Origin of the sequence: Bradyrhizobium genosp. L (genome assembly GCF_015624485.1) — a bacterium.
GTDB lineage: Bacteria > Pseudomonadota > Alphaproteobacteria > Rhizobiales > Xanthobacteraceae > Bradyrhizobium.
On the sequence record NZ_CP061378.1, the window covers coordinates 4721534 to 4743129 of the forward strand.

Consider the following 21596-nt stretch of genomic DNA (forward strand, 5'->3'; position numbering starts at 1 on the left):
GCGGGCTCGGCGTTTGCGCTAGAGCCAGGCCCAGACCAGCGCCACGTTCGCGGCGCAGGCCGTCAGCAGCGCAACGACCAGCGCGAACTGCACGCGTTCATCAGATGTCTGCCGGATCGCCCTCATGACGCGGAGCATCCGGCGATTCTACCGGAGGAGTCCCGGGGATTCTTTTTTTCGGGATTTACCACTCGTTAAGAGACTCAGGACCGCCGGAGAAAGGTCCGAAATGACTCGCATTTTCAATCGCTTGCTCACGGTTCCGTGACTGGAACGGAGGTGCGGCGACCTGAAACCGGCAGCCGGTCTCGGCGTTGTCGGTTTTTGGGGGGAGACGACGAAATGCCCTACGCGCTGTTCTACCAGGACGCCAAGCTCAGCAAGGCCTATCCGACCGAGGCGGACGTCTGGAAGCTCGCCAAGAAATCCGGCCTGGTGGTCGACACCGTTTCCGAGGAAGAAAAGGCCGCGCCGCGTCCGGTGCTGGACAATGATTACGAGATCCGCTCCTGCCAGCTCGAGCCGAACGAGGACCCGGATCAGAACAAGGCGGAGGCCGACCGCGAGGCGCGGACCGAGCCGCGGTTGAATTGACGATGGTGCCCTCCCCGGCACGCATCAGCGAGCCGGGTCGAGGTCCGATCGCCGCCCTGCCCTACGGCGTCGCCGTCACCAGCGAAGCCTGCTCGGAATCGAGCGGCACACAGACCTTCCGCCGATGCAGACCCCGGATCGCGCCCGTTACCTTGAGCACCTTGCCGGTCGGGCAGGACGCATCCTGCACGAGGACAACCTCATAGGGCGCGAGGACGAGGGGTTCGGACTTGAGAATGGTCTGGGCAAGGCACGGTACAGCGACCGCAGAGAAGATCAGCCCTAACGCGAGACTACGCATGTTTGTTTGTCCACCAACCCCGGCAGCCGCATAATGGCACAGCTCGATGAAAGTTCCTTGCAATGCAGGAATTAATTTTTTGCATTGCACATTCGGGGTGAACGACCGCTGAATGCCCACTCCGCGCAAACAAAAAGGGCCGGCAGAGCCAGCCCTTTTGCGTCGATGAGACGATTTGGCGATTAGTAGCGCGATCCCTGCGGGCCACCCCAGCCGAAGCGGTAGTTGATGCCGAGCTTGACGGTGTGCTCGTCGTTCCGGAAGCTCGCGCCGACGATATCGGGCGGACCGCTGGTGATGTTGGTCTTGCCGAAATTGTAATACTGGTACTCGGCCTTGGCCGACCAGTTCGGGGCGAACATGTATTCGAGACCGGCGCCGACCGTGTAGCCGTCCTTGTGGTTGCCGTCGGTGGTGAAGGCCGCAGGCACCCCGCCGACCGTGGCGCTGATATTGTTGTTGTCGCGCCAGGCATAACCGCCCTTGGCGTAGAGCAGCGCCGGACCCCAGGTGTAGCCGAACCGGCCGGTGACCGAGCCGATCTGGTCGGTGTTGCCGGTGACCAGCGTGCCGCCCGGGAACAGCAGGCCGTTGTTGGAGCTGCCGGGCAGCCAGGAATACTGCGCCTCGACGCCGACCACCCAGTTCGGCGCGAACTGGTAGTCGAAGCCGCCCTGCACGCCGCCCATGAAGCGCGCGTCGCTGCCCATCAAATTGTTGCCGTCGGTGAAGGCGCCGCCGACATGGCCGCCGATGTAGAAGCCGGTCCAGTTGTAGACCAGCGCCGGCGCGGTATAGGGCGGCGGTGCTTTGGTATAGGTGCGGGCCGGCATGTCAGCCGCAAACGCAGGGCTCGCAAGGGCGGCCAGCGCGACTGTGCCAAGCAAAAACTTCTTCATCTCTGATCCCCGTTACTTACGTTGCGCTACCAAGACAAACAACGTGACTTCAATTGGGTTGCTTTGGGGCAATGCCTGAACCGTGATGTTTCGGAACTGTGTCAGGGTCGCCACAACGCCTATTTGTTCCTAGCCACAGAGGCTTTTTCACCGGTTAAGCAGCCGCATTACGGCTGCAAGTAAGTCGCAAATGACTAAAGGGAAGTTCAGCGTTCCCCGAAAAGTGATCGGATGCCACTAACGTTTTGCTGATGCCCGCCCTGCGACAATTCCTCGCGCCGCGGGAGGCTAGCGGGCCAGCTTCTCCAGATCGGCAAACGGCCCGTAGGACGCGCCTGCGCAGGGCTCGCCGGCGTTCTCCAGGATGCGATCGAGCCGGCCATCGACGAACACGACGCCGCGCTCGCGGGCCGGGCGGTAACTGCCGTCGGAATCCTTCGCGCCGTAGCGCAGACACACGACATAACGCAGCCGGCCGCCGACCGTGCGCTGCACCGGCTCGGCAATGGTCGCGTCGCGCACGCCCACCGGATTGTTAAGATAGGTGCGCATGAAGGCCAGGATCTGGTCGCGGTAGCGGTCCGGAAACGGCTGGTTGGCGACGCCGCGGTCGTCGGTGAAGGTGGTCGGCCCGCTGCTGTCGTCGCTGGTCAGGCAGCCGGCAAGCGGCAGCGACAGCAGCAGCGCTGCTGTCAGTTTTGCTAAGATCCCCAGGCGTCGCGGTTTCATGATCCCCTGCCGCGTTTCTTAGACCGACCGGCACCGGAAGGGAATTCGCAACTCGGTTATCTCTGTGGTCAGGACAGGCCGGCGCCGACAATTGTCGTTATCGCGCGGCCTTCGAACGCACGCCGGCCCGCCGTCATTGGGGAAGCAATGACGGACGGGCCGGGTCTGACATCCAAACGGCGTGGCGGGGCAATGTGGATCGAACCGCGCCGCAGGAATCAGAGTCGGCGGATCAGATTCAGCCGCGCTTGGCCGGCGCGACGTGCTTGATCGCGACCTTGGCGCGGCCGTGCTTGGCAGCGTGCTTGATCACGTGCTTCGGCGCCTTCACCTTCAGCATGCCCATGTGCTTGTGGTGACGATGATGGCGATATTGCTTGTGGTGATGGCGGCCCATCTTCGCGTTCGCGTTCGCGACCTTGGCCGGCAGCTGCTCGCTCTTGACGACGGGCGCGGCGTTGGTGCCGGTCTTGCCGGCCTCGGCAGCGAGTGCCGGCGCCGCGATCATGGAGATGGCAACCAGCGCAGCGGAAATGGTCTTCAACATGGGAATCTCCTCTTGGTGATCGCGAGCTGTGTCGACCGGATGGTCGGTCTCGTCGATCGATGCAGGTGCGACCTTAGGGGTGGCGCACTGAACCCGTTCTGAAGGAAGCTTTTTGAATTCATTCATGTGAATGAATTCGGCGTCATCTTCGCCATGTCCGCGGCCGTCGGCTGTGACCACGATCACGCCGAATCGTGCCGCGGCCGGGAATGTTCCGGGGCCATGGGTGTTCAAGTCGTCAGGCTTCGGTGTAGGATTACGGAAGCGCGATCAAAACGATCAGGAGCGACAACCCCATGAGCAAGACACGGTTTTTGACACTCGCAGTGCTCGCGACGGCCCTCGCGGCCGGGCCCGTCATCAAGGCCTACGCTGCGGGCAGCGACAACCCCTCGCCGCCAGCCTCCGACAGCGGCTCGAGCAAGGGCAAGAAGGCGACCAAGAAGGACAAGAGCTCCGCGATCGACGACCAGAAGTTCCTGGCCGGTTACCGCACCGCCTACACCACGATCTATGATCGTCACGACTACACCAGCGCGATCGATCAGCTCAAGGCGCTGGGCCAGGACGACCGCGCCGACGTCGCCAATCTGATCGGCTACTCCTATCGCAAGCTCGGCGACTACAAGGTCTCGCAGATCTGGTACGAGCGCGCACTGAAGGCCGATCCCAACCACGTGCGCACCTGGCAGTATTACGGCCTGTGGCAGCTCGAACAGGGTAACCGCGACCAGGCCGAATATCACCTCAACAAGATCGCCCAGCTCGCCGGCACCAACAGCGACGAATACCGCTCGCTCGCCGCCGCGCTGGAAAAGCCCCCGGGCACCGGCCTGGTGTACTGAGCGCGAATGCAGGGTGGGCAGAGCGCAAGCGTGCCCACCATACTTCTTGTAGGAGGGATCTGGTTTAGGAACTACGGATAATGCTCCAGACGTCGGTCCGGCTTCGGACGGCTCACGCCGACGGTCTTGCCCTCCGTTGCGGCCTCGGGCTTCGCGGCCTTCTCGACCGCAGGCCCGCTGTCGCCGGTTTTCTGGCCGCTGTTCGAGGCCTGGACCGTCGTCGTCACATTCGCGGCCTGGTTCGCCTCCTGCCCGGCCTGTGCGGGGCTGACGGCCGAGGGGCCGGAGCTCTGCGCCAGGACGGTCCCAGAAAGCACCAGCGCTGCCATCAGCATTGCCGCGTTGAGTTTCATGGGAGGCCCTTTTTGCACACGAACGATGCACTGCAACGCACCAGCGCCGATCGCGTTCCCACGGCCGTGCCCGCCAGTGCGGCAAAGTTAATGCCGCCCGATCACAGAAGACCGAACCGGTGCAGCAGCCCGGCTCATGTCGCCTTCTCGATCCGGGTCACGGTGTAGCCGGCATCGCCCTCCTCGGCCGTTTTCAACGCATAGCCCTTGACGATGGCAAAGATCGCCGGGATCACGATCAGCGTCAGCAGCGTCGACGAGATCATGCCGCCGATCATCGGAACCGCGATGCGCTGCATGATCTCGGAGCCGGTGCCGGTGCTCCACATGATCGGCAACAGCCCCGCCATGATGGCGACCACCGTCATCATCTTGGGCCGGACGCGCTCGACCGCGCCTTCGATGATCGCATTGGTAAGGTCGTCACGGTCGACCGCTCGTCCCTCCGCGGCACGGCGCGCGGCGATGTCGGCCAGCGCGTGGTTGAGGTAGATCAGCATCACCACACCGGTCTCGGCAGCGACGCCGGCGAGCGCGATGAAGCCGACCGCAACCGCGACCGACAGGTTGAAGCCGAGCGCCCACATCAGCCAGAGGCCGCCGACCAGCGCGAACGGCAGCGACAGCATCACGATCAGGGTTTCCGCGATGGAGCGGAAGTTGAGGTAGAGCAGCAGGAAGATGATCGACAGCGTCACCGGCACCACGATCCTGAGCCGCGCGGCGGCGCGCTCGAGATACTCATACTGGCCGCTCCAGACCAGGTAAGTGCCCGGCGGGAACTGGATGCTGGCCTGCACCGCGCGCTGCGCGTCGGCGACATAGCCGCCGAGGTCGCGATCGCGGATGTCGACATAGATGTAGGTCGCGAGCTGCCCGTTTTCGGTCCGGATCGAGGTCGGCCCGCGCGCCGGCACCACGTCGGCGACCTCGCCGAGCGGCACGGCGCCGCCCGCCGGCATCGGCACCAGGATGTCGCTGGCGATGGTCTGCGGATTGTCACGCAAATCGCGCGGATAGCGCATGTTGACGGTGAAGCGCTGGCGGCCCTCCACCGTCGTGGTCACGCTCTGGCCGCCCAATGCGGTTGCGATCGTGTCCTGCACGTCCTGCACCGCGATGCCGTAGCGCGCCAGCGCCGCGCGGTTCGGCGTGATCTCGAGATAGTAGCCGCCGAGGCTGCGCTCGGCATAGGCCGACGAGGTTCCGGGAACGGTCTTGAGCACAGGCTCGATCTGGCGCGCCAGCCGGTCGATGACCGCGAGATCGGGACCGATCACCTTGATCCCGACCGGCGTCCTGATGCCGGTCGAGAGCATGTCGATCCGCGCCTTGATCGGCATGGTCCAGGCGTTGGAGACGCCAGGGAATTGCAGCGCCTTGTCCATCTCGGCAATCAGGCCGTCCAAGGTCAGCCCCGCCCGCCACTGCTGCTTCGGCTTGAGGTTGACGATGGTCTCGAACATCTCCGGCGGCGCCGGATCGGTTGCGGTCGCGGCGCGGCCGGCCTTGCCGTAGACCGACGCGACCTCCGGAAATCCCTTGATGATGCGGTCCTGCATCTGCATCAGCTCGGCCGCCTTGGTCACCGAGATTCCCGGCAGCGTCGTCGGCATGTAGAGCAGCGTGCCCTCGTTGAGATCGGGCATGAACTCGGAGCCGAGCTGCCGCGCCGGCCAGACCGAGACGGCGAGCGCGCCGAGCGCGAGCAGGATCACCACGGTTTTCGCACGCAGCACGGCGTTGATCACCGGCCGGTAGATCCAGATCAGGAAGCGATTGATCGGATTCTTGTGCTCCGGAATGATCCTGCCGCGGACGAAGATCGCCATCAGCGCCGGCACCAGCGTCACCGACAGCAGCGCCGCCGCCGCCATCGCAAAAGTCTTGGTGAACGCGAGCGGCCCGAACAGCCGCCCCTCCTGCGACTCCAGCGTGAAGATCGGCACGAACGACACCGTGATGATGAGCAGGCTGAAGAACAGCGCCGGTCCGACCTCGCTGGCGGCCTCGATCAGGATCGAGATCCGCGACTGATCCGGCCTGGCACGCTCCAGATGCTTGTGGGCGTTCTCGATCATCACGATGGCAGCGTCGATCATCGCGCCGATCGCGATCGCGATGCCGCCGAGGCTCATGATGTTGGAGCCGATCCCGAAAAACTTCATCGCGGCGAACGCCATCAGCACGCCGACCGGCAACATCAGGATCGCGACCAGCGCGCTGCGGACATGCAGCAGGAACACGACGCAGACCAGCGCGACGACGATGCTCTCCTCGACCAGCGTCCGCTTCAGCGTGTCGATCGCGGCATAGATCAGGTTGGAGCGGTCGTAGACCGGCACGATCTCGACCGACTTCGGCAGGCTCGATGCGATCTCGCCGAACCGTTTCTTGACGTTCTCGATCACGTCGAGCGCGTTCATGCCGAACCGCTGCAGCACGATGCCGCTGGCCACCTCGCCCTCGCCGTTCAGCTCGGTGATGCCGCGCCGCTCGTCGGGTCCGAGCTCGACATGCGCGACGTCGCGCAGCAGCACCGGCGTGCCGCCATCGGTCTTCAGGACGATGTTGCCGAGGTCGTTGATGTCCTTCAGATAGCCCTTGCCGCGGATGACGTATTCGAACTCGGAGAGTTCGACGGTGCGGCCGCCGACATCGGCGTTGCTGGCGCGGATCGCATCGCGCATCCGCTGCATGGTGATGCCGCGGTCGCGCATCCGCTGCGGATCGAGGATGACGTTGTACTGCTTGACGAAGCCGCCGACGCCGGCGACCTCGGCGACACCTTCGGCCTTGGCGAGCGCGAATTTCAGGTTCCAGTCCTGGATGGTGCGGGTATCGGCGAGGTTCAGCTGCTTCGACATCACGGCGTACTGATAGACCCAGCCGACGCCGGTGGCATCCGGACCGATCGTCGGCGTCACGCCGGCCGGCAGCCGCGAGGCTGCACCGTTCAGGAACTCGAGCACCCGCGAGCGCGCCCAGTAGATGTCGGTGCCGTCCTCGAAGATGACGTAGACAAAGGACACGCCGAAGAACGAGAAGCCGCGCACCACCTTGGATTTCGGCACCGTCAGCATCGCAGTGGTCAGGGGATAGGTGACCTGATCCTCGATCACCTGCGGCGCCTGTCCCTGATATTCGGTGTAGACGATCACCTGGGTGTCGGAGAGATCCGGGATCGCATCGAGCGGCAGATGCAGTAGCGCATAGAGGCCGGCGGCCGCAGCAAAGCCGGTGCCGAACAGCACCAGCAGCAGGTTGCGCGCCGACCAGGCGATGATGCGGGCGATCATCGTTGGCCCCCATTCATCGCGCCCTCGCCGGCCTCCGCCATCGGCGCCGCGCCGGCGGCAAAGCCCTTGGTCGCTGCCTTCAGATTGCTCTCGGCATCGATCAGGAAGGTCGCCGAGGTGACGACGGCATCACCCTGCGCGATGCCGTCGCGGATCTCGACATAGCCGCCGCCGCGCCGCCCGAGCTTGACCTCGCGCGGCTCGAACTTGCCGTTGCCGCGGTCGAGCAGCACGGTCTGCCGGCTCCCGGTGTCGAGGATCGAATTGTCAGGCACGGCGACAACCGGCGCCGGGCTGCCGGTGTCGATCTCGGCATCGACATACATGTCCGGCAGCAGCGCGAGATCGGCGTTCGAGAGCTCGATGCGCACCCGTGCCGTGCGTGTCTCCTTGTTGACCTGCGGATAGATCACGCTGATGCGGCCGTCGAAGCGGCGGCCGGGGTAGCTGCGCGCGCGCACCGTCACCGCCTGCCCGACCGCGACGCTGCCGAGATCGCGCTCGGCGACATCGACCAGCGCCCACACCAGCGAGACATCGGCCACCCGGAACAGCACGTCGCCCGGCTGGGCACGCATGCCCTCGATCGCGGCGCGTTGCAGCACGATGCCGTCGCGCGGCGACGACCACGGAATCGAGATCGGCACGTTGTGGCTCTTCTCCATCTCGGCAATGACCGCCTCGGGAACGTCGAGATTCACCAGACGCTGCCGCGAGCCTCGCCCATACGGCTCGATCCCGGCGGTGGTCTTCGAGCCGATGGTCGCGACATATTCGGCTGCGGCGGACGACACCGCCGGGCTGTAGATATCCATCAGCTTTTGGCCACGCGTGACGCGGCTTCCGGTGGTGACGTCGGCGACCCCCTGCACATAGCTCTCGGCCCGCATCGCAATGACCGAGACGCGACGCTCGTCGAGCTGGATCGTGCCGGGGGCACGCACCAGCGTCGCGATGCGGCGCAGCTCGGCCGGCTCGGATGCGACGCCGGTGCGCTGGATCTTGCCGGGCGAAAGGGTGACCGTGCCGTCGTCGCTGTCTTCGCCGTCATAGACCGGGATGTAGTCCATCCCCATGGAGTCCTTCTTCGGGACTGGCGAAGTATCGGCAAGCCCCATCGGATTGCGATAGTATTTGACCTTGCGCTCGCCCTTCGCGGCGGCGCCGCGGTCCGCGGAGCGTGCGGCGTCGCCGGGCGCGGCATCGGCTTCCGCTCCGACCGGCAGATAGTCGCGTCCGTCGGGCGTCTTCGTTGGCGTCGCCGAGTACAGCGGCTTGCCGTCGGGATCGCGGTAATAGATCGGCGCATCGCCCTCGGCCGCGTGCGTGGCAGCCACGATGGCAGCGGTGGCTGGCTGCGGCGGCAGGCCGCGGCCGGCCCATGCGACACCAGCCGCTGCGACGATCGCAGCGGCGGCGCCGGCCCATGCGAGGCGGCTCATTGCTGCGCCGTGACGACGAGCTTGCTTTCGACCGAGCCGGTCTCGCCCTGCACTTTCGCGCCGAGCGAGAGCTGCCAGCGCCCGGCCATGCCGAACGTGGCCTTGAACCGGTAGGTGCCGGGCTCCGTGCCCGGCATCGGCGTCACCTTGGTGACCATCTCCTGCATGCCGTCCGGCGCCATGTCGAGCCGCGCCGCGAAGATGACCGCATCGGGCACCGGCTTTGCGGTGGTCTTGTCGACCAGCCGGACCGTGACGATGCGGTCGGCACCGACCTGCACGGTCGGTTGCGCAAGCTGGAATTCGTAGTTCTTGATTTCGGCATGGGCCGGCACGCCGGCCAGCGCAAGGCCGATCAGCGCGGCCGCAGCGGCGCGCGCCAGGTTGAATTCAGTCATTATGTTGTCCTCGACAGGTCTGATGAGCCGCATGAGCGGCAAACGACGACACGCGCGTCACCAGACGCACGCGTCAGCGATCGGGCGCTTGCGCGCTCTTCAGACGTTGGATCGAGGTGGATGGTCCGGAGGCTTGGCGCCGAGGCCGTCGAGCAGAAGGTCGTCATGCGCCGCGAATTGGCCGCGCAGCGGATGGCGCTCGATCAGCGCCGCAGCCCCTGATGGCACCGGCAGCGGCACGCTGAGCAGACAAAGTGCCGCAAACGGGCAACCGTCGCAGGTCTTGCTCTTGGTCTGGTCCGGGCAGCACGGCATGTCGTCCGACATCGCCGGCATGTCGGCCTGCACCTCGCCGGGCATCGCCTGCGTCACGCTTGCTGCATCAGCCGGCACCAGCCTGGCAAATGCCGGCGCCACGGGCGCGAGCAAAAGCCCGGCCGCGACGACAAGCAGAATCCAGAGATTGGCGATGCGCCTCACATGCATGGGGCGTTTGTCGCATGTTCGCGTGCAACCTGCAAATCCGGCCGACATCACGATCGCGCCAGCCGCATGGAGACTTGATGGGGGCGATCAGCCCACGATATGAAAGATGAGCCAACGGACCCGCGCCGCATGCAACTCGTCTCGACTCTCACCTGCCCGGATTGCGGATTCGCCGCCAACGAGACGATGCCGACCGACGCCTGCCAGTTCTTCTACGACTGCAAGGGATGCGGCATCCGCCTCAAGCCCAAAGCCGGCGATTGCTGCGTGTTCTGCTCCTACGGGTCGGTGCCCTGCCCGCCGGTCCAGGCCGGCGGAAGCTCGTCCGGCTGCACCGTTTCGAGAGATTGCAGCAAGGCCTCGAACCGCCCCGAATAGAAGCCCTTCGACAGACGTCGCATCTGCTCCGCATAGGCGTGAACGAGTTCGTAATAGTCCGGGCGGCCGTTCAGCCTGGCCACGATCGCGCCGGTCGCGCACCGCAGCCAGGACGAGCCGCGATGTGGCGTTGGTGTGGCCGGACTGAAATTCAACTCCTTGTCGATTGCCGGCACTGTGCCGAAGGTCTCGAAGTAAGGCAGCGCAAACCGTTCGAATATATCGACGATGCCGTCCACCGCGGATGACAATTCGCTCTCGTTCTCCATGAGGAACTCGCATGCGCGGTTATTTTCCGCCGTCAACATCCCGATCGAGCTTCCGATCGTCGGGGTGTCCTTTTGGTATTTCGCTTCGAAGCCGGACGTCTGGTGAAAAATCGTCTCCACCCGCTCGATCCGCACGCCAACATTCGGCTGGATGCGAAAGCCCGGCTTGGCGTCCAGGCAAACCAATTGAAACATGTCGGTCGCGCCGCCCGTGTTGCGAAGGAAGGTGTCTTTCGCCGCCTTGAGCGCAAAGCCGTCTTTCGCCAGAGCGGAGCCAACCCGTTCGAACAGCGCCCGCCTGAGTGGTCTCCGGTCTGTCATTCACGCCGGCTCCGCAACGCCCAGGCGACGCAATTCCTGCAGACCGTGGAGCAGATCGTCCCTGCGTTGCTTCGGCGCATTGAGTGGCGTGACCAGAACCACGTCCTCGTCTCCGGCAGCGAGCAATTGTCGGATCATGAACGGCCATAGCGTATTCGACGGGCTGAGCGCCTCGCGCCACCCCTCCTGGAGCGCACGCGCCCGGGTGACGACAGCCTGGCTCTCCGGATCGATCCGGAACAGCCGCGCCGGAATACCGCGCGCATCGAACCCCGCAAAGCGGGCACGACTGATATCCAGCGCCCAGTCGATCGAGCCGTAAAGCTTCACCCTGTCGTCATCGAATGGCTGCTGGACCGCGGCTGTCCTGTCGACGAAATGAGCCTGCTGATTGATCTTGATCTTCCCGATATCACCTCGCAACGTCACATGCTTGAACGTTGCGGCCCAAATGATCAGCAGATCACCCGTGCTCAGGCCGTCGATCTCGATATCTTCGAGTATGGCAGGGCCCACATTGCATGCATTCGCCTCGCAATTGCGAAGCCTGACGTTTCGTACCGTCGATCGCCGATCTCGTTCCTTGGTCCGCGAGATACTGCAATTGAAGAAGGTGCATGAATCAAAACTCATGTCCTCCAGCCGGAGCGCCTGTCCCCGATCGACCAGCGAATGAAATATCCTGTCGTTGTACTCAATCATGTCGGGTGGCTGGATGTGCAACCGATCTCGATCTGTGGCCAGGAAGGCCTTGAAGGAATGGCTTGAGCAGGTTGCCACAACTGACTTCGGCACGCAAAGGATGCTACCGATAGCGGCGCAACGCACCCGACAGCACGATGGTGGATGGTAAATCGAGACCCGCCCCCAACGTCGTCCTGGCGAAAGCCAGGACGACAGCGATGAATGCGGCTCGCCTTCGTGCTCCCCACACCCCTCACTTCATCAGCGCCTCGACCTCCTTGCGGAACGCCTGGCGCGAGCCGTCGCGGGAGTAGAACATGTGGCCGCCGGGATAGACCGCGAGCTTGGTGCGGTCGCGCGCTCCGAAGGCCGGCAGCTGGTCGAGGATGATCTGCGAGGCGAAATACGGCGTGGCGAGATCGAACAGGCCGTGGCCGATCAGGAGCTTCAGCCTGGGGTCGAACGCCAGGATCTGGCGCAGTTGCGTCCCCGACTCCGTCGGATTGATGCCGTGGCCGAACTCCCACGCCTTGTTCACGCTCTCGCTGAGCAATTGATAGGAGCCGTCCGGCCGCCAGTTCAGCTTGCGCGTGGTGAGGTCGACCGCGGCGCTGGTCAGCGGCGCCATCAAGGGATCGCCGGAGGGATCGTTGAAGTGGAAGTAGCTGGAATCGGGATAGGGATCGAAGCCTTCGACGGAGGCGTCGTAGCGGCCGGTCACCTTGCCGTTCTTGCGGTCGAACTCCCTACGGAATTCGCCGACCTCGAAGCGGCCGGCGAGCCTTCGGCTCACCGCCTGATCGATGCCGGTGAAGCTCGCGACCTTGTCCGCCAGCCGCGCGGTCGCGTCCGCATCGGCCTGGCCCTTGACGAGATCGAGCAGGAAATCAGAGCGCGCGTAGCGCTCGACCTCGGCGAGATCCTCGCGCTTCACCGGGCCCTTCGCCTGCCGCGCCACCGCCGTCATGGTCGGCAGGCTCGCGACATATTGCAGGATGCTGGAGCCGGCATATTCGCGGAAGTCGATCACCGGCGAGATCAGGACCAGGCCGCGGACGCCGACGCCCTGCTGCATCTGCAGATTGCGCACCACCTTGGGTCCGCGGATGCCGCCATAGCTTTCGCCGACGACATATTTCGGCGAGGTCAGCCGGTCGTATTTCTCCAGCCAGCGCCGGATCACCAGCGCGACCGAATTGGCGTCGCCGTCGACGGTGAAGAAACGCTTGCGCGCGTCCTCGGACGAGGTGACGAAGCGGCTGTAGCCGGTGCCGACCGGGTCGATGAAGACGAGGTCGGTGAAATCGAGCCAGGTGTCGGCGTTCGGCTGCAAATCCGGTGCGGCCGAGGACACCGCGCCCTCGCCTTCGAACGACAGCCGCCAGGGTCCGACATTGCCGAATTGCAGCCAGGCCGACGCCGAACCCGGACCGCCGTTGAACAGGAACGTCACCGGCCGGCTGGTCTTCTCGGCGCCGTCGAGCTGGTAGGACGTGTAGGCGATATCGGCGAGCGGCTCGCCCTTGTCGTCGAACACCCGGATCGAGCCGGCGGTCGCGCTGAACGACAGCGCGCGGCCGGGCAGCGCCACCGATTGTTTTGTCGTGGAGTCCGGCGGCAGGCGATGCTGTTCGGCGGTGGACGTGTTGGCGGAAGCGCTGGCGCCGGCATTCGGACCTCCCTCGCCGCGCCCTGCCCGTCCCTTCTGGCCGCCGGGCAGCTGCGCGCTCGGGGACGGCGATGGCTGCGGCGCCTGGTCCTCGGCCCGAACAGCGCTCGCCAGGCAGGCGACCAGCAGCGCAGCGGCGAGCCGTGTCGCAAAACTGTTAGCCATGTCGTTCACTCCCTGCGCCCGGATTTACGCTTTCGGGCCGCAAACTGCGATATCCTGGCGAGGCCCGCAAGCGGACGGACCATCTCGACAAGGACGCCGAGGATGTATAGACGAGCGCGGCGTATTCCGGGCCAAACGAGTTCGTGAGCGATGTCCTCATCCAAGCGGTACGACAAGATCGCCTTTGTCGGCAGCGCCTCCACCGAAGCGCAGGCGGCGCTCGAGCAGCTCACTACGGCCTATGGCAATCATCCGATCGACGACGCCGACGTCGTGGTCGCGCTCGGCGGCGACGGGTTGATGCTGCAGACGCTGCACGCCAACATGCGCTCGGGAAAGCCGATCTACGGCATGCACCGCGGCACCGTCGGCTTCTTGATGAACGAGTATTCGACGCACGACCTGCGCGCGCGGCTGGCCGCGGCGCGGGAATCGCTGATCAATCCGCTGCTGATGCGCGCCACCGACATCCACGGCGCCGTGCACCTGCATCACGCCATCAACGAGGTCGCGCTGTTCCGCCAGACCTACCAGGTGGCGAAGCTGCGCATCCTGATCGACGAGCACGAGCGGATGCCGGAATTGATGGCGGACGGCATCCTGGTGGCGACCCCGGCCGGATCGACCGCCTACAACCTCTCCGCCCAGGGACCGATCCTGCCGATCAACGCCGCGCTGCTGGCGCTGACCCCGATCAGCGCGTTCCGGCCGCGGCGCTGGCGCGGCGCGCTGCTGCCGAACTCCGCCTTCGTGGTGATCGAGGTGATCGAGGGCGAGAAACGTCCGGTCGCCGCGGTCGCCGACCATGACGAGGTCCGCGACGTGCGCCGCGTCGAGGTGCTGTCCGACAAGACCATCGCGATGCGGATGCTGTTCGACCCCGGCCACTCGCTGGAAGAGCGGATTCTGCGCGAGCAGTTCGGCTACTGAAGGCGGAGCCTGCCCGCCCAGCAACCATTCATTAACCGCGGGCGGGATATGGTTAACGTCGGGTAATACCGCGCCTTCGCGATATGCCCGCTCGGGGCGTGACCATGTATCGCATCGATTTCAACAAGCTGCGATTTCTGATTTGCGACGACAATCCGCACATGCGCCGCATCCTGCGGACGCTGCTGCATTCGTTCGGCGCACGCGAAGTCTATGAGTCCGAGGACGGCGCCACCGCGCTCGAAATGTACACTCATTACGTGCCCGACATCGTCATCACCGACTGGTCGATGCCGATCTTCGATGGGCTCGAGCTCGCGCAGATGATCCGGCAGCCGGAATCCAAGGGCAATCCCTACGCGCCGATCATCATGCTGACCGGGCACTCCGAGAAGCGCCGCGTCACGGTGGCGCGCGACGCCGGCGTGACCGAATTTCTCGCCAAGCCGATCTCCGCCAAGGGCCTCTACCAGCGCATCATGAACGTGGTCGCAAGTCCGCGACCGTTCATCAAGACCAAGACCTATTTCGGGCCCGACCGCCGCCGCAACACCACCAACACCTATATCGGGCCCGAACGCCGCGGCAGCGGCGAGGTCGAGATTCTTCAGCAACCGTCGTTGCTCGATAAGGCGCGCTCCGCCATATAGGAACCGTCATGGCCAAGGACTCTTCGAAGGACAAATCCGGCACGATCGAGGTCAAGAACTGCGACACGCATTACGTGATCACGCAGCCCAACCCGTTGCGCAAGGTGCTGCTGCGCGTGCCCGAAAGCGATCTCGACGATCCGGTCGGCCGCGCCGAGAAGGCGCTCGCGGGGCTGTCCGGCGAATTCAAGCAATGGATGACGATCGAGGCCGACCGCCTCTCCGCCGCGCATGAGGCGATCAAGCGCGACGGCTTCAACGCGCAGAGCCGCCAGGAACTGTTCCGCGCCGCCCACGACATCAAGGGCGATGCCGCGACGTTCGGCTATCCGTCCGCGGCCGTGGCGGCCGAGAGCCTGTGCCGCATCATCGAGCACGCCCCGGATCTCGACGCGGTGCCGGCGCAATTGATCGCGCACCACATCAATGCCGTGCAGGCGATCGTGCGCGAACGCACCAAGCTCGACACCACCGTCGTGGCCGGCGTGCTGAGCAAGCAGTTGCGCGGCATCACCGACGAATTTCTGACCTACGCCAATCGCGATCGCCCCGAGCATCTCGAGGCGATCCTGGCGCCGAGCATCGTGCCGAACGAATAGGCGCGATTGCAGCTTACGCCGCGATCAGGTCGTCGTAAGCCTCATCTGCCTGCGCGTCTTCCGCGGCGAGCTCATCGCAGAACATCCGCGCATCCTCCCGCGCCGATTCCGTCGCGAAGCGGCGCAGCAGGATCAGCAGCGGTTCGGCGGCCGAACGGTCGGTTTCGCAATGCGTCAGCACCCGCTCCACCATGCGGCGATGCAGCCGCGCCGCGCCGTCGCTGGAATCGACGAACCCGATCTCGTGGCAGGCCTCGAGCGCGAAGCGGAATGCCGCGAAGGTGGTTTCCGGCATCCCGGCGCGCTTGAGCAGCGCCTGCAGCCCGCTGCCGCCGCGGTCGTTGATCAGCGCGGAGACCCGGCCAAAGGGCAGCCCGGACAATTCCGCGAGCGCGGCGCCGAACAAGTCGAGATTGCCCGACAGCAATGCGCGCAGGATCAATCCCGCGGTGAGCTGGCCGGTCGCGCGCAGATGGGTGATCAGGTTCTGCATGTCGCCGCCAAAGGCGCGCGACGCGATATTCACGGTGGACCGTTCGCGCGCCTCGTCGGCGATCCGTTCGGCGCGGTCGGCGCCGAGCCAGTTCCGCGCCACCACGAATTGCGCCAGCGTGTCGGAGAGCTTTGCGACCAGCGCCATCCGCGTCGCGGACGGCAGATCCTCCAGCTGCAGCATCGATTCCCTGATCGCCGCGAGATGGCCGTGGCGCTCGACGATGCGGTCCCAGGAGAACGGTGCCAGCCCCGCATAGGGGTTCTCGATCAATTCGAGTGCGGCCGCGGCCGAGCCGACCTCGGCGATCGCCGCGGCGACGGAGGCCGGCAAATTGAGGCGGCGCGCGATCGCGCATTGCATCTCGTCGCTTCCGGTCGCGACGATGTCGACGAGATCGGCATCGATCAGAAGTGGCGAATGTTCCAGCACCGGCAGCGCGATCGACGGCTGGTCCGCCGACAGGGCCCGCACGATGGCGGCCGGTGCCTCGGCGCTATGCGCAAACGTCTCCGCCATCGCCTGGCGCACCAAGGGCGACGGATCGTCGAGCAGCATCAGGAGCGCGCCTTCGGCCGCGATGCGGTCGTCTTCGGTGAGATCTGAAATGAGCCAGGCCCGCGCCAAGGCTCGGGTGGCCTCAGCCCGCTCGCCTGCGGGAGCGGTTCTAATCCAACTAATGAACTGCCGAACGATCATGGTCCTGCCGGCTTACGCAACGAGACGGCATCGGAGAGCGACGCCACTATAGGAGAAAATAAACCATGACGCTTAACAAAGGGTTCACCATAAACGTTTGGGATTGTTGCCGTTTCGTTAACGGCCGAAAGGCGCACCAGAGCGTTTCGAGCGAAGTGGATACCGAAGCTCTAGCCGCTGCTGTAGGAGCCGGTCGGATCGCTGAACAGGTCGAGCCGGCCGGTCGCGCGGCCCGATGGCACGGCCGAGGCCGTGGTCGACGACGGCGCGCCCCACAATTCCTGCACCGCCGGCGAGACCGCCTGCGGGCGGTCGCCGACCTGGTACAGCGAGCGGAACACCGGCGCCTGCTGCGCCGAGGCGGTCGTCGACGACGCACCGCCGACTGGCGTCACCGCGCGGGAATCTGGGAAGCCCGAGAGATAGGACGCGGTGTCCATGGTCAGCGCCGGCGTCGGCACGGCGCTTGCGACCGCCGTAGAGCTCATCGCGTCGCCGCCGGCCGCAGCGTAAGCGGTGCGGGTGTCCTTGGCATTGGCCGCCGCGACATAGCGCGTGGTCAACACCGAATAGACCTGCGAGACGCTGCGTGCGCTGCCCGACTTGTCGTAGAAGATCGAGTAATTGGCGGACGCAGCCTTCGGAAACATTGCCGCCGCATTGGCGCTCGGGGAGTCTTCGGCGCTCGAGATCAGCTTGGCGGCGCCGCCGACGCCCATGAAATGCGCCATATAGAGTTCGGAATCGGTCGGGCGGCGGCCGATCATGCCGGTCAGCTTGAAGCTGTTGGATTGCGTCAGGGCAGCTGCCATCGACGACGACGCATTGGGATCGTCGCGCAGCTTCATGATGGTGTTGCGCGCGCTGGCGTCGCTGACCGAATAGCTGCCGTCGGAATTCCTGCTAATGGCGTCGGCATATTGGCCGTAGCCGAGCTGGGGACCCGCTTCCTTGACGGTGCCGAGCCAGGTCTGGTCGATGAACTGGAACAGCCCATGCGCCGACGAGGTCGAGGCGCCGGCCCGCGGATCGAAATTGGATTCCATCTTCGCGGTGGTCAGCAGATATTCGAAGCTGGTCCCGGTCGTCGACGCGGCCTGCTTGATCGCGCCCGCCACCTTCAGGCGCGAGGGATCGACACCTGCCGCCGCCGAGGCATTGATCGTGTCGACCGCCATTGATCCGGTGCCTTGTCGGGCGCCGGCAATCGGCACCCTTGTCGTGTCAGAATATGTCGGGTTCAGACTGCCGCAATTATGGTTAATGCCGCGTTAACACTCACTTGCGATAGACCTGCGCCGGATCGAACAGCCGCTCGGCGTCGACAAAGGCGAGGCTCACCGCACCGCCCTCGCCTTTCACCGCGCGATAGAAGCAGGAGCGCCGGCCGGTGTGGCAGGCCGCACCGATCTGCTCGACCTTGAGCCACACCGCGTCCTGGTCGCAGTCGAGCCGGATCTCGACCACGCGCTGGGTCTGGCCCGAGCTCTCGCCCTTGCGCCACAGCGCGCCCCGGGAGCGGCTGAAGTACCAGGCCTCGCCGGTCGCGATCGTCTTGCGCAAGGCCTCGTCGTTCATATGCGCGACCATCAGCACGTCGCCGCTCACGACGTCGGTCGCGACGCAGGTCACGAGACCTGCCGCGTCGAATTTGGGCTGGAACGCCAGCCCCTCCTCGCGCTCGTGATCGTGGCTCGACACGGAAATCTTGCTCGGGAAATCGCGAGGTTACCGACCCGGTCCTCGCACCAGGGACAGGAAACGCTGCTGCTCCGCCGGATTGTCGCGGAACACGCCGGTGAAGCGGCTGGTGAAGGTCGATGCGCCGTGCTTGGCGACGCCGCGCACCGACATGCAGGTATGCTCCGCCTCGATCAGTACCGCGACGCCGCGTGGCTTCAGCACCTCGTCGATCGCGGCCGCGACCTGCGCGGTGAGATGCTCCTGGGTCTGCAGCCGGCGGGCGAAGATGTCGGTCAACCGCGCCAGTTTGGAGAGACCGACGACGCGCTCGACCGGCGTATAGGCGATGTGCGCCTTGCCGTAGAACGGCATCATGTGATGCTCGCACTGCGAGGTGAACTCGATGTCGCGCACCAGCACGAAATCATCGTAGCCGGCGGTCTCGCCGAAGGTGCGGTTCAAGACCTCGGCCGGGCACTGGTGATAGCCCTGATAGAGCTCGTCATAGGCCTCGACGACGCGGCGCGGCGTGTCGAGCAGGCCTTCGCGGCCGGTATCCTCGCCGATATAGCTGAGCAGCGTCTTCACCGCCGCTTCGGCCTCCGACCGCGACGGGCGCGGCTGGTCGGCGCGGACGGCCGCGGCCATGAATTCGGAAGGATCGAGCTCGGATTTGGCGTCCGCGGGCTTGTTGGGGCGGATCGGTTTGATCAAGGCGTCCATGTCTTCTCCGTTCGACCGGCCTTGCGGCCGGATGTGTCACCGGGCAGACGGGGCGGAGTGTGGCCGCCGGGCGCCTGAGTCCGTTATCTCTGGTCTTGCCCCTCGCTCGCGCACCGCCGGCGGAGGTGGGCCGCGGCGGCTGCATGGCCGGAGGATGTTTCGGCAGCCACGCCGTTCATATATAGGACGATGAAATCCAGCCGCCAAGTGCGGACGGCCCCGCCGGAACCAGGCATCTGCCCCATGCTGAACGACATTTACAACAAGCGGATCATCGAGTTGGCCGGCAATATTCCGCGCCTCGGCCGCCTCCCCGCCCCCGACGCCAGCGCCACCGCTCATTCCAAGCTGTGCGGCTCGACCGTGAAGGTCGACCTCAAGATGGACGGCGGCGTGGTGACCGATTTCGCCCATGACGTGAAGGCCTGCGCGCTGGGCCAGGCCTCGTCCTCGATCATGGCAAGCCATGTGGTGGGCTCGACGGCGGACGAACTGCGCGAGCTGCGCGAGACCGTGCGCAAGATGCTGAAGGAAAACGGCGCGCCGCCACAGGGCGGCAAATGGGCCGACATTGCCCTGCTCGAACCGGTGCGCGACTACAAGGCCCGCCATGCCTCGACCCTGCTGACATTCGATGCGGTGGTGGATGCGATCGGCCAGATCGAGGCGAAGGCGAAGCAGCCGGCGTAGGTGCTGGCGACCATGGCGCCCGTAAGGGCCGCGCGGACCCACACAATTGTCGTCCTGGCGAAAGCCAGGACCCATAGCCACCGAATGTGATTGTGACCGGGATCGCGGCCCCAACGCGACAACTGACAGTTGGGGTAATGGGTCCTGGCTTTCGCCAGGACGACGCCGAATGCTGCACGAATTACGATGACAGCGCTCAATTCACGCGTCAGCCGACGACGATCGTTACTCCGCCGCGCTGAACCGCAACGTCCCTGCCCGCCGGCTTGGCTTGCCGGTGTCGTTGGGGTGATTGACGCCATCCGTGACCGGCACCTCGGCGAAATCGAACGGGCTCACCCCGTCCAGGCAAGCCACGTTCACCGCATAAAGGCTCTGGTTGGATCGTCGCTGATGGTGGGTGTAGATGCCGCAGCGGGAGCAGAAGAAGTGTTGTGCTGCTCCAGTGTGGAAGCGATAGCTCGTCAGCGCATCCTCGCCTTGCAGGAATGTGATCCCGCCCATTTCCGCCATGGCGACGACGGCGCCGCGCATTCGGCAGTAGGAGCAGGTGCAGCGCAGGATCGAGTTGAAGCCGTCGCTGAGCGTCACCTCGAAGCGCACCGCGCCGCAATGGCACTGGCCTGTCCGAACGTTGCTGTCAGCAGCCATGTTGCCGGATGGCTTCCCTATTGCGCGGGCTGCACCGGCGCGGGCGCTCCCGTGCCGCCGGTCGGCACCACGGCTTCGGCGGTCTTGGTCGGCTTGGCGGGCTGCGGCGGCGCCTCGCCTTCCACCGCGCTGCTCACGAAGCGGTCGCGATCCTTCGGCTTGGCGTCGGCGACGGGCACGTTGCTGTCCTGACGCGGCAGCACGTCGGCTGCGGATTCCGTCGTGACGAGATTGGTGAGCCGCAGCTCGGCCGGCGACAATTCGTGCAAATCTTCCCAGGGCGGCACGCTGAGCGCGAGCGACAGCAGCTCGCCTCCCCCGCCCATGTCGAAGGTGTATTTGGCAAGGCGGCCGATGTCGCGCTCGACGATCATCAGGTCCTGCGCGGTGTAGCTCGCGGCGCGGGCGTCATCGGCACGGTCGCCCATCCAGATCTGGTGGACGCGGACATGGGCGGCCGGCGGCACGTAGCGCGTCTTGCCGGACAGCAGCAGGAACACGCACATCGACTCGCAATAGGCCTCCGGCATCACGCTGGCGCGGTCGCCCTGCGCGGGATCTCCGACCACGCTGGTGCCGACCGTGGTCAGCGCGCCGAGACCGCGGAAGCGGCGGCCGAGCGTGATCGCGTCGTTGACCGAGCCGCCGGAGGAATCAAGCACAATCGTGGCGCCGCCGAGCTGGCGGCCGCGGGCGAACTCGTCGAAATCCTTCGGGCTATCTGCAGTGATGATGCCGACCGCCGACACCCAGCCGCGGCAGTTCGGCTGGCAGGCAATCCAGCTGAACTTCATCGGCAGCTTGCGTTCTTCCAGGGTCGCGCTGGCATGCGCGGAGTTGCCCAGCGTGGTCACCGTGCCGGGAACTGCGATCGACAGGCCGATTGCGCCGAGCAGCGCCCAGCCGCGCAAGGAAAGCGACGTCACGAGCCTCAATTTGGTTCCTTCCCCCGAGCCCCAGGTGAAAAAATCGGCGGTGCAAAAGTCGGCAGCGGCCCCACGTCAAAAAACCATATGTCGATGCGCCATGATTCTGTCATCGGCGCGCAATCGGAACGGTAAGCTTGCTGACCTGGACCGTCCATAGGACCTTTGCTGCA

25 protein-coding genes are annotated in these 21596 nt (G+C 65.3%); 7 read left to right on the forward strand and 18 right to left on the reverse strand.

Features of this window, described 5'->3' with window-relative positions; translation table 11 throughout:
* Positions 1-342 precede the first annotated feature (342 nt).
* The gene (locus tag IC762_RS22480; RefSeq protein ID WP_195784405.1) at positions 343-594 is read left to right on the forward strand and encodes a hypothetical protein; all 252 of its coding nucleotides are present in this window, start codon (positions 343-345) and stop codon (positions 592-594) included.
* Positions 595-655: 61 nt separating this feature from the next.
* On the opposite strand, the gene IC762_RS22485 is transcribed toward IC762_RS22480, so the two are convergent.
* The 4 genes from IC762_RS22485 to IC762_RS22500 form a co-directional block, all read right to left on the reverse strand.
* The gene (locus IC762_RS22485) at positions 656-895 is read right to left on the reverse strand and encodes a DUF6719 family protein (RefSeq protein WP_195784406.1); all 240 of its coding nucleotides are present in this window, start codon (positions 893-895) and stop codon (positions 656-658) included.
* Positions 896-1077: 182 nt separating this feature from the next.
* A complete protein-coding gene (locus IC762_RS22490; RefSeq protein ID WP_195784407.1) occupies positions 1078-1794 on the reverse strand; it encodes an outer membrane protein in 717 nt (238 codons plus the stop codon).
* 288 nt (positions 1795-2082) lie between these two features.
* Positions 2083-2523: a hypothetical protein gene (locus IC762_RS22495; protein ID WP_246801160.1), complete on the reverse strand. Its 441-nt coding sequence runs from the start codon at positions 2521-2523 to the stop codon at positions 2083-2085.
* Between the two features lie 238 nt (positions 2524-2761).
* On the reverse strand, positions 2762-3070 hold the full coding sequence (locus IC762_RS22500; RefSeq protein WP_195784408.1) for a His-rich protein BRANT: 309 nt from the start codon (positions 3068-3070) through the stop codon (positions 2762-2764).
* Between the two features lie 296 nt (positions 3071-3366).
* Between IC762_RS22500 and IC762_RS22505 the strand changes: the two genes are divergently transcribed.
* Positions 3367-3915 (forward strand): tetratricopeptide repeat protein, encoded by a 549-nt coding sequence (locus IC762_RS22505; protein WP_195784409.1) that lies wholly within the window; start codon positions 3367-3369, stop codon positions 3913-3915.
* Positions 3916-3986: 71 nt separating this feature from the next.
* Here the strand turns inward: IC762_RS22505 and IC762_RS22510 are convergent, their stop codons facing one another.
* From IC762_RS22510 to IC762_RS22530, 5 genes are all read right to left on the reverse strand, one after another.
* A complete protein-coding gene (locus IC762_RS22510; RefSeq protein WP_195784410.1) occupies positions 3987-4268 on the reverse strand; it encodes a hypothetical protein in 282 nt (93 codons plus the stop codon).
* 134 nt (positions 4269-4402) lie between these two features.
* Positions 4403-7567, reverse strand: a complete 3165-nt coding sequence (locus IC762_RS22515; RefSeq protein ID WP_195784411.1) for an efflux RND transporter permease subunit — start codon at positions 7565-7567, stop codon at positions 4403-4405.
* Positions 7564-9009: an efflux RND transporter periplasmic adaptor subunit gene (locus IC762_RS22520; RefSeq protein WP_195784412.1), complete on the reverse strand. Its 1446-nt coding sequence runs from the start codon at positions 9007-9009 to the stop codon at positions 7564-7566. The genes IC762_RS22515 and IC762_RS22520 overlap by 4 nt, the downstream gene beginning before the upstream one ends.
* Positions 9006-9407 (reverse strand): FixH family protein, encoded by a 402-nt coding sequence (locus tag IC762_RS22525; RefSeq protein ID WP_195784413.1) that lies wholly within the window; start codon positions 9405-9407, stop codon positions 9006-9008. The genes IC762_RS22520 and IC762_RS22525 overlap by 4 nt, the downstream gene beginning before the upstream one ends.
* 99 nt (positions 9408-9506) lie before the next feature.
* Positions 9507-9893 (reverse strand): hypothetical protein, encoded by a 387-nt coding sequence (locus tag IC762_RS22530; protein ID WP_195784414.1) that lies wholly within the window; start codon positions 9891-9893, stop codon positions 9507-9509.
* A 129-nt stretch (positions 9894-10022) separates the two neighbouring features.
* On the opposite strand from IC762_RS22530, the gene IC762_RS35335 reads away from it, so the two are divergent.
* Complete coding sequence (locus tag IC762_RS35335; protein ID WP_246801162.1) at positions 10023-10271, forward strand: GDCCVxC domain-containing (seleno)protein; 249 nt, start codon at positions 10023-10025, stop codon at positions 10269-10271.
* Here IC762_RS35335 and IC762_RS22535 read toward each other — a convergent pair.
* The 3 genes from IC762_RS22535 to IC762_RS22545 all read right to left on the reverse strand — a co-directional run bounded on the left by IC762_RS22535 (position 10172) and on the right by IC762_RS22545 (position 13379).
* On the reverse strand, positions 10172-10675 hold the full coding sequence (locus IC762_RS22535; protein ID WP_195784415.1) for a hypothetical protein: 504 nt from the start codon (positions 10673-10675) through the stop codon (positions 10172-10174). The genes IC762_RS35335 and IC762_RS22535 overlap by 100 nt on opposite strands.
* A 186-nt stretch (positions 10676-10861) precedes the next feature.
* Positions 10862-11656 carry a hypothetical protein gene (locus IC762_RS22540; protein WP_195784416.1) on the reverse strand — a complete coding sequence of 265 codons (795 nt, stop codon included), beginning with the start codon at positions 11654-11656 and terminating at the stop codon, positions 10862-10864.
* 142 nt (positions 11657-11798) lie between these two features.
* Positions 11799-13379, reverse strand: a complete 1581-nt coding sequence (locus IC762_RS22545) for a S10 family peptidase (protein ID WP_195784417.1) — start codon at positions 13377-13379, stop codon at positions 11799-11801.
* Positions 13380-13529: 150 nt separating this feature from the next.
* Here IC762_RS22545 and IC762_RS22550 point away from each other — a divergent pair, with 150 nt between their 5' ends.
* The 3 genes from IC762_RS22550 to IC762_RS22560 all read left to right on the forward strand — a co-directional run bounded on the left by IC762_RS22550 (position 13530) and on the right by IC762_RS22560 (position 15558).
* Complete coding sequence (locus tag IC762_RS22550; RefSeq protein ID WP_195784418.1) at positions 13530-14309, forward strand: NAD kinase; 780 nt, start codon at positions 13530-13532, stop codon at positions 14307-14309.
* Between the two features lie 104 nt (positions 14310-14413).
* Positions 14414-14959, forward strand: a complete 546-nt coding sequence (locus tag IC762_RS22555) for a response regulator (protein WP_195784419.1) — start codon at positions 14414-14416, stop codon at positions 14957-14959.
* A gap of 8 nt (positions 14960-14967) precedes the next feature.
* Positions 14968-15558 carry an Hpt domain-containing protein gene (locus IC762_RS22560; RefSeq protein ID WP_195784420.1) on the forward strand — a complete coding sequence of 197 codons (591 nt, stop codon included), beginning with the start codon at positions 14968-14970 and terminating at the stop codon, positions 15556-15558.
* A gap of 13 nt (positions 15559-15571) precedes the next feature.
* On the opposite strand, the gene IC762_RS22565 is transcribed toward IC762_RS22560, so the two are convergent.
* The 4 genes from IC762_RS22565 to folE all read right to left on the reverse strand — a co-directional run bounded on the left by IC762_RS22565 (position 15572) and on the right by folE (position 19156).
* The gene (locus tag IC762_RS22565; RefSeq protein ID WP_195784421.1) at positions 15572-16750 is read right to left on the reverse strand and encodes a DUF2336 domain-containing protein; all 1179 of its coding nucleotides are present in this window, start codon (positions 16748-16750) and stop codon (positions 15572-15574) included.
* Between the two features lie 170 nt (positions 16751-16920).
* Positions 16921-17928, reverse strand: coding sequence for a transglycosylase SLT domain-containing protein (locus tag IC762_RS22570; RefSeq protein ID WP_195784422.1), 1008 nt, complete (start codon positions 17926-17928; stop codon positions 16921-16923).
* Positions 17929-18028: 100 nt separating this feature from the next.
* Positions 18029-18451: a phosphoribosyl-AMP cyclohydrolase gene (gene hisI / locus IC762_RS22575; RefSeq protein ID WP_195784423.1), complete on the reverse strand. Its 423-nt coding sequence runs from the start codon at positions 18449-18451 to the stop codon at positions 18029-18031.
* Between the two features lie 27 nt (positions 18452-18478).
* Positions 18479-19156, reverse strand: coding sequence for a GTP cyclohydrolase I FolE (gene folE / locus IC762_RS22580; protein WP_195784424.1), 678 nt, complete (start codon positions 19154-19156; stop codon positions 18479-18481).
* Between the two features lie 243 nt (positions 19157-19399).
* On the opposite strand from folE, the gene IC762_RS22585 reads away from it, so the two are divergent.
* Positions 19400-19846, forward strand: coding sequence for an iron-sulfur cluster assembly scaffold protein (locus IC762_RS22585; protein ID WP_195784425.1), 447 nt, complete (start codon positions 19400-19402; stop codon positions 19844-19846).
* Positions 19847-20071: 225 nt separating this feature from the next.
* On the opposite strand, the gene IC762_RS22590 is transcribed toward IC762_RS22585, so the two are convergent.
* Both IC762_RS22590 and IC762_RS22595 read right to left on the reverse strand, forming a co-directional pair.
* Entirely contained in the window at positions 20072-20497 is a 426-nt protein-coding gene (locus tag IC762_RS22590) for a GFA family protein (protein WP_195784426.1), read from the reverse strand.
* 17 nt (positions 20498-20514) lie between these two features.
* Positions 20515-21432: a hypothetical protein gene (locus tag IC762_RS22595; RefSeq protein WP_195784427.1), complete on the reverse strand. Its 918-nt coding sequence runs from the start codon at positions 21430-21432 to the stop codon at positions 20515-20517.
* Positions 21433-21596 lie beyond the last annotated feature (164 nt).

Bases quoted from the DNA above. Each gene is read 5' to 3' on its own strand.
- IC762_RS22480 (WP_195784405.1), top strand. From the start codon at position 343: ATGCCCTACGCGCTGTTCTACCAGGACGCCAAGCTCAGCAAGGCCTAT.
- IC762_RS22485 (WP_195784406.1), bottom strand. From the start codon at position 895: ATGCGTAGTCTCGCGTTAGGGCTGATCTTCTCTGCGGTCGCTGTACCG.
- IC762_RS22490 (WP_195784407.1), bottom strand. From the start codon at position 1,794: ATGAAGAAGTTTTTGCTTGGCACAGTCGCGCTGGCCGCCCTTGCGAGC.
- IC762_RS22495 (WP_246801160.1), bottom strand. From the start codon at position 2,523: ATGAAACCGCGACGCCTGGGGATCTTAGCAAAACTGACAGCAGCGCTG.
- IC762_RS22500 (WP_195784408.1), bottom strand. From the start codon at position 3,070: ATGTTGAAGACCATTTCCGCTGCGCTGGTTGCCATCTCCATGATCGCG.
- IC762_RS22505 (WP_195784409.1), top strand. From the start codon at position 3,367: ATGAGCAAGACACGGTTTTTGACACTCGCAGTGCTCGCGACGGCCCTC.
- IC762_RS22510 (WP_195784410.1), bottom strand. From the start codon at position 4,268: ATGAAACTCAACGCGGCAATGCTGATGGCAGCGCTGGTGCTTTCTGGG.
- IC762_RS22515 (WP_195784411.1), bottom strand. From the start codon at position 7,567: ATGATCGCCCGCATCATCGCCTGGTCGGCGCGCAACCTGCTGCTGGTG.
- IC762_RS22520 (WP_195784412.1), bottom strand. From the start codon at position 9,009: ATGAGCCGCCTCGCATGGGCCGGCGCCGCCGCTGCGATCGTCGCAGCG.
- IC762_RS22525 (WP_195784413.1), bottom strand. From the start codon at position 9,407: ATGACTGAATTCAACCTGGCGCGCGCCGCTGCGGCCGCGCTGATCGGC.
- IC762_RS22530 (WP_195784414.1), bottom strand. From the start codon at position 9,893: ATGCATGTGAGGCGCATCGCCAATCTCTGGATTCTGCTTGTCGTCGCG.
- IC762_RS35335 (WP_246801162.1), top strand. From the start codon at position 10,023: ATGCAACTCGTCTCGACTCTCACCTGCCCGGATTGCGGATTCGCCGCC.
- IC762_RS22545 (WP_195784417.1), bottom strand. From the start codon at position 13,379: ATGGCTAACAGTTTTGCGACACGGCTCGCCGCTGCGCTGCTGGTCGCC.
- IC762_RS22550 (WP_195784418.1), top strand. From the start codon at position 13,530: ATGTCCTCATCCAAGCGGTACGACAAGATCGCCTTTGTCGGCAGCGCC.
- IC762_RS22555 (WP_195784419.1), top strand. From the start codon at position 14,414: ATGTATCGCATCGATTTCAACAAGCTGCGATTTCTGATTTGCGACGAC.
- IC762_RS22560 (WP_195784420.1), top strand. From the start codon at position 14,968: ATGGCCAAGGACTCTTCGAAGGACAAATCCGGCACGATCGAGGTCAAG.
- IC762_RS22565 (WP_195784421.1), bottom strand. From the start codon at position 16,750: ATGATCGTTCGGCAGTTCATTAGTTGGATTAGAACCGCTCCCGCAGGC.
- IC762_RS22570 (WP_195784422.1), bottom strand. From the start codon at position 17,928: ATGGCGGTCGACACGATCAATGCCTCGGCGGCGGCAGGTGTCGATCCC.
- folE (WP_195784424.1), bottom strand. From the start codon at position 19,156: ATGGACGCCTTGATCAAACCGATCCGCCCCAACAAGCCCGCGGACGCC.
- IC762_RS22585 (WP_195784425.1), top strand. From the start codon at position 19,400: ATGCTGAACGACATTTACAACAAGCGGATCATCGAGTTGGCCGGCAAT.
- IC762_RS22590 (WP_195784426.1), bottom strand. From the start codon at position 20,497: ATGGCTGCTGACAGCAACGTTCGGACAGGCCAGTGCCATTGCGGCGCG.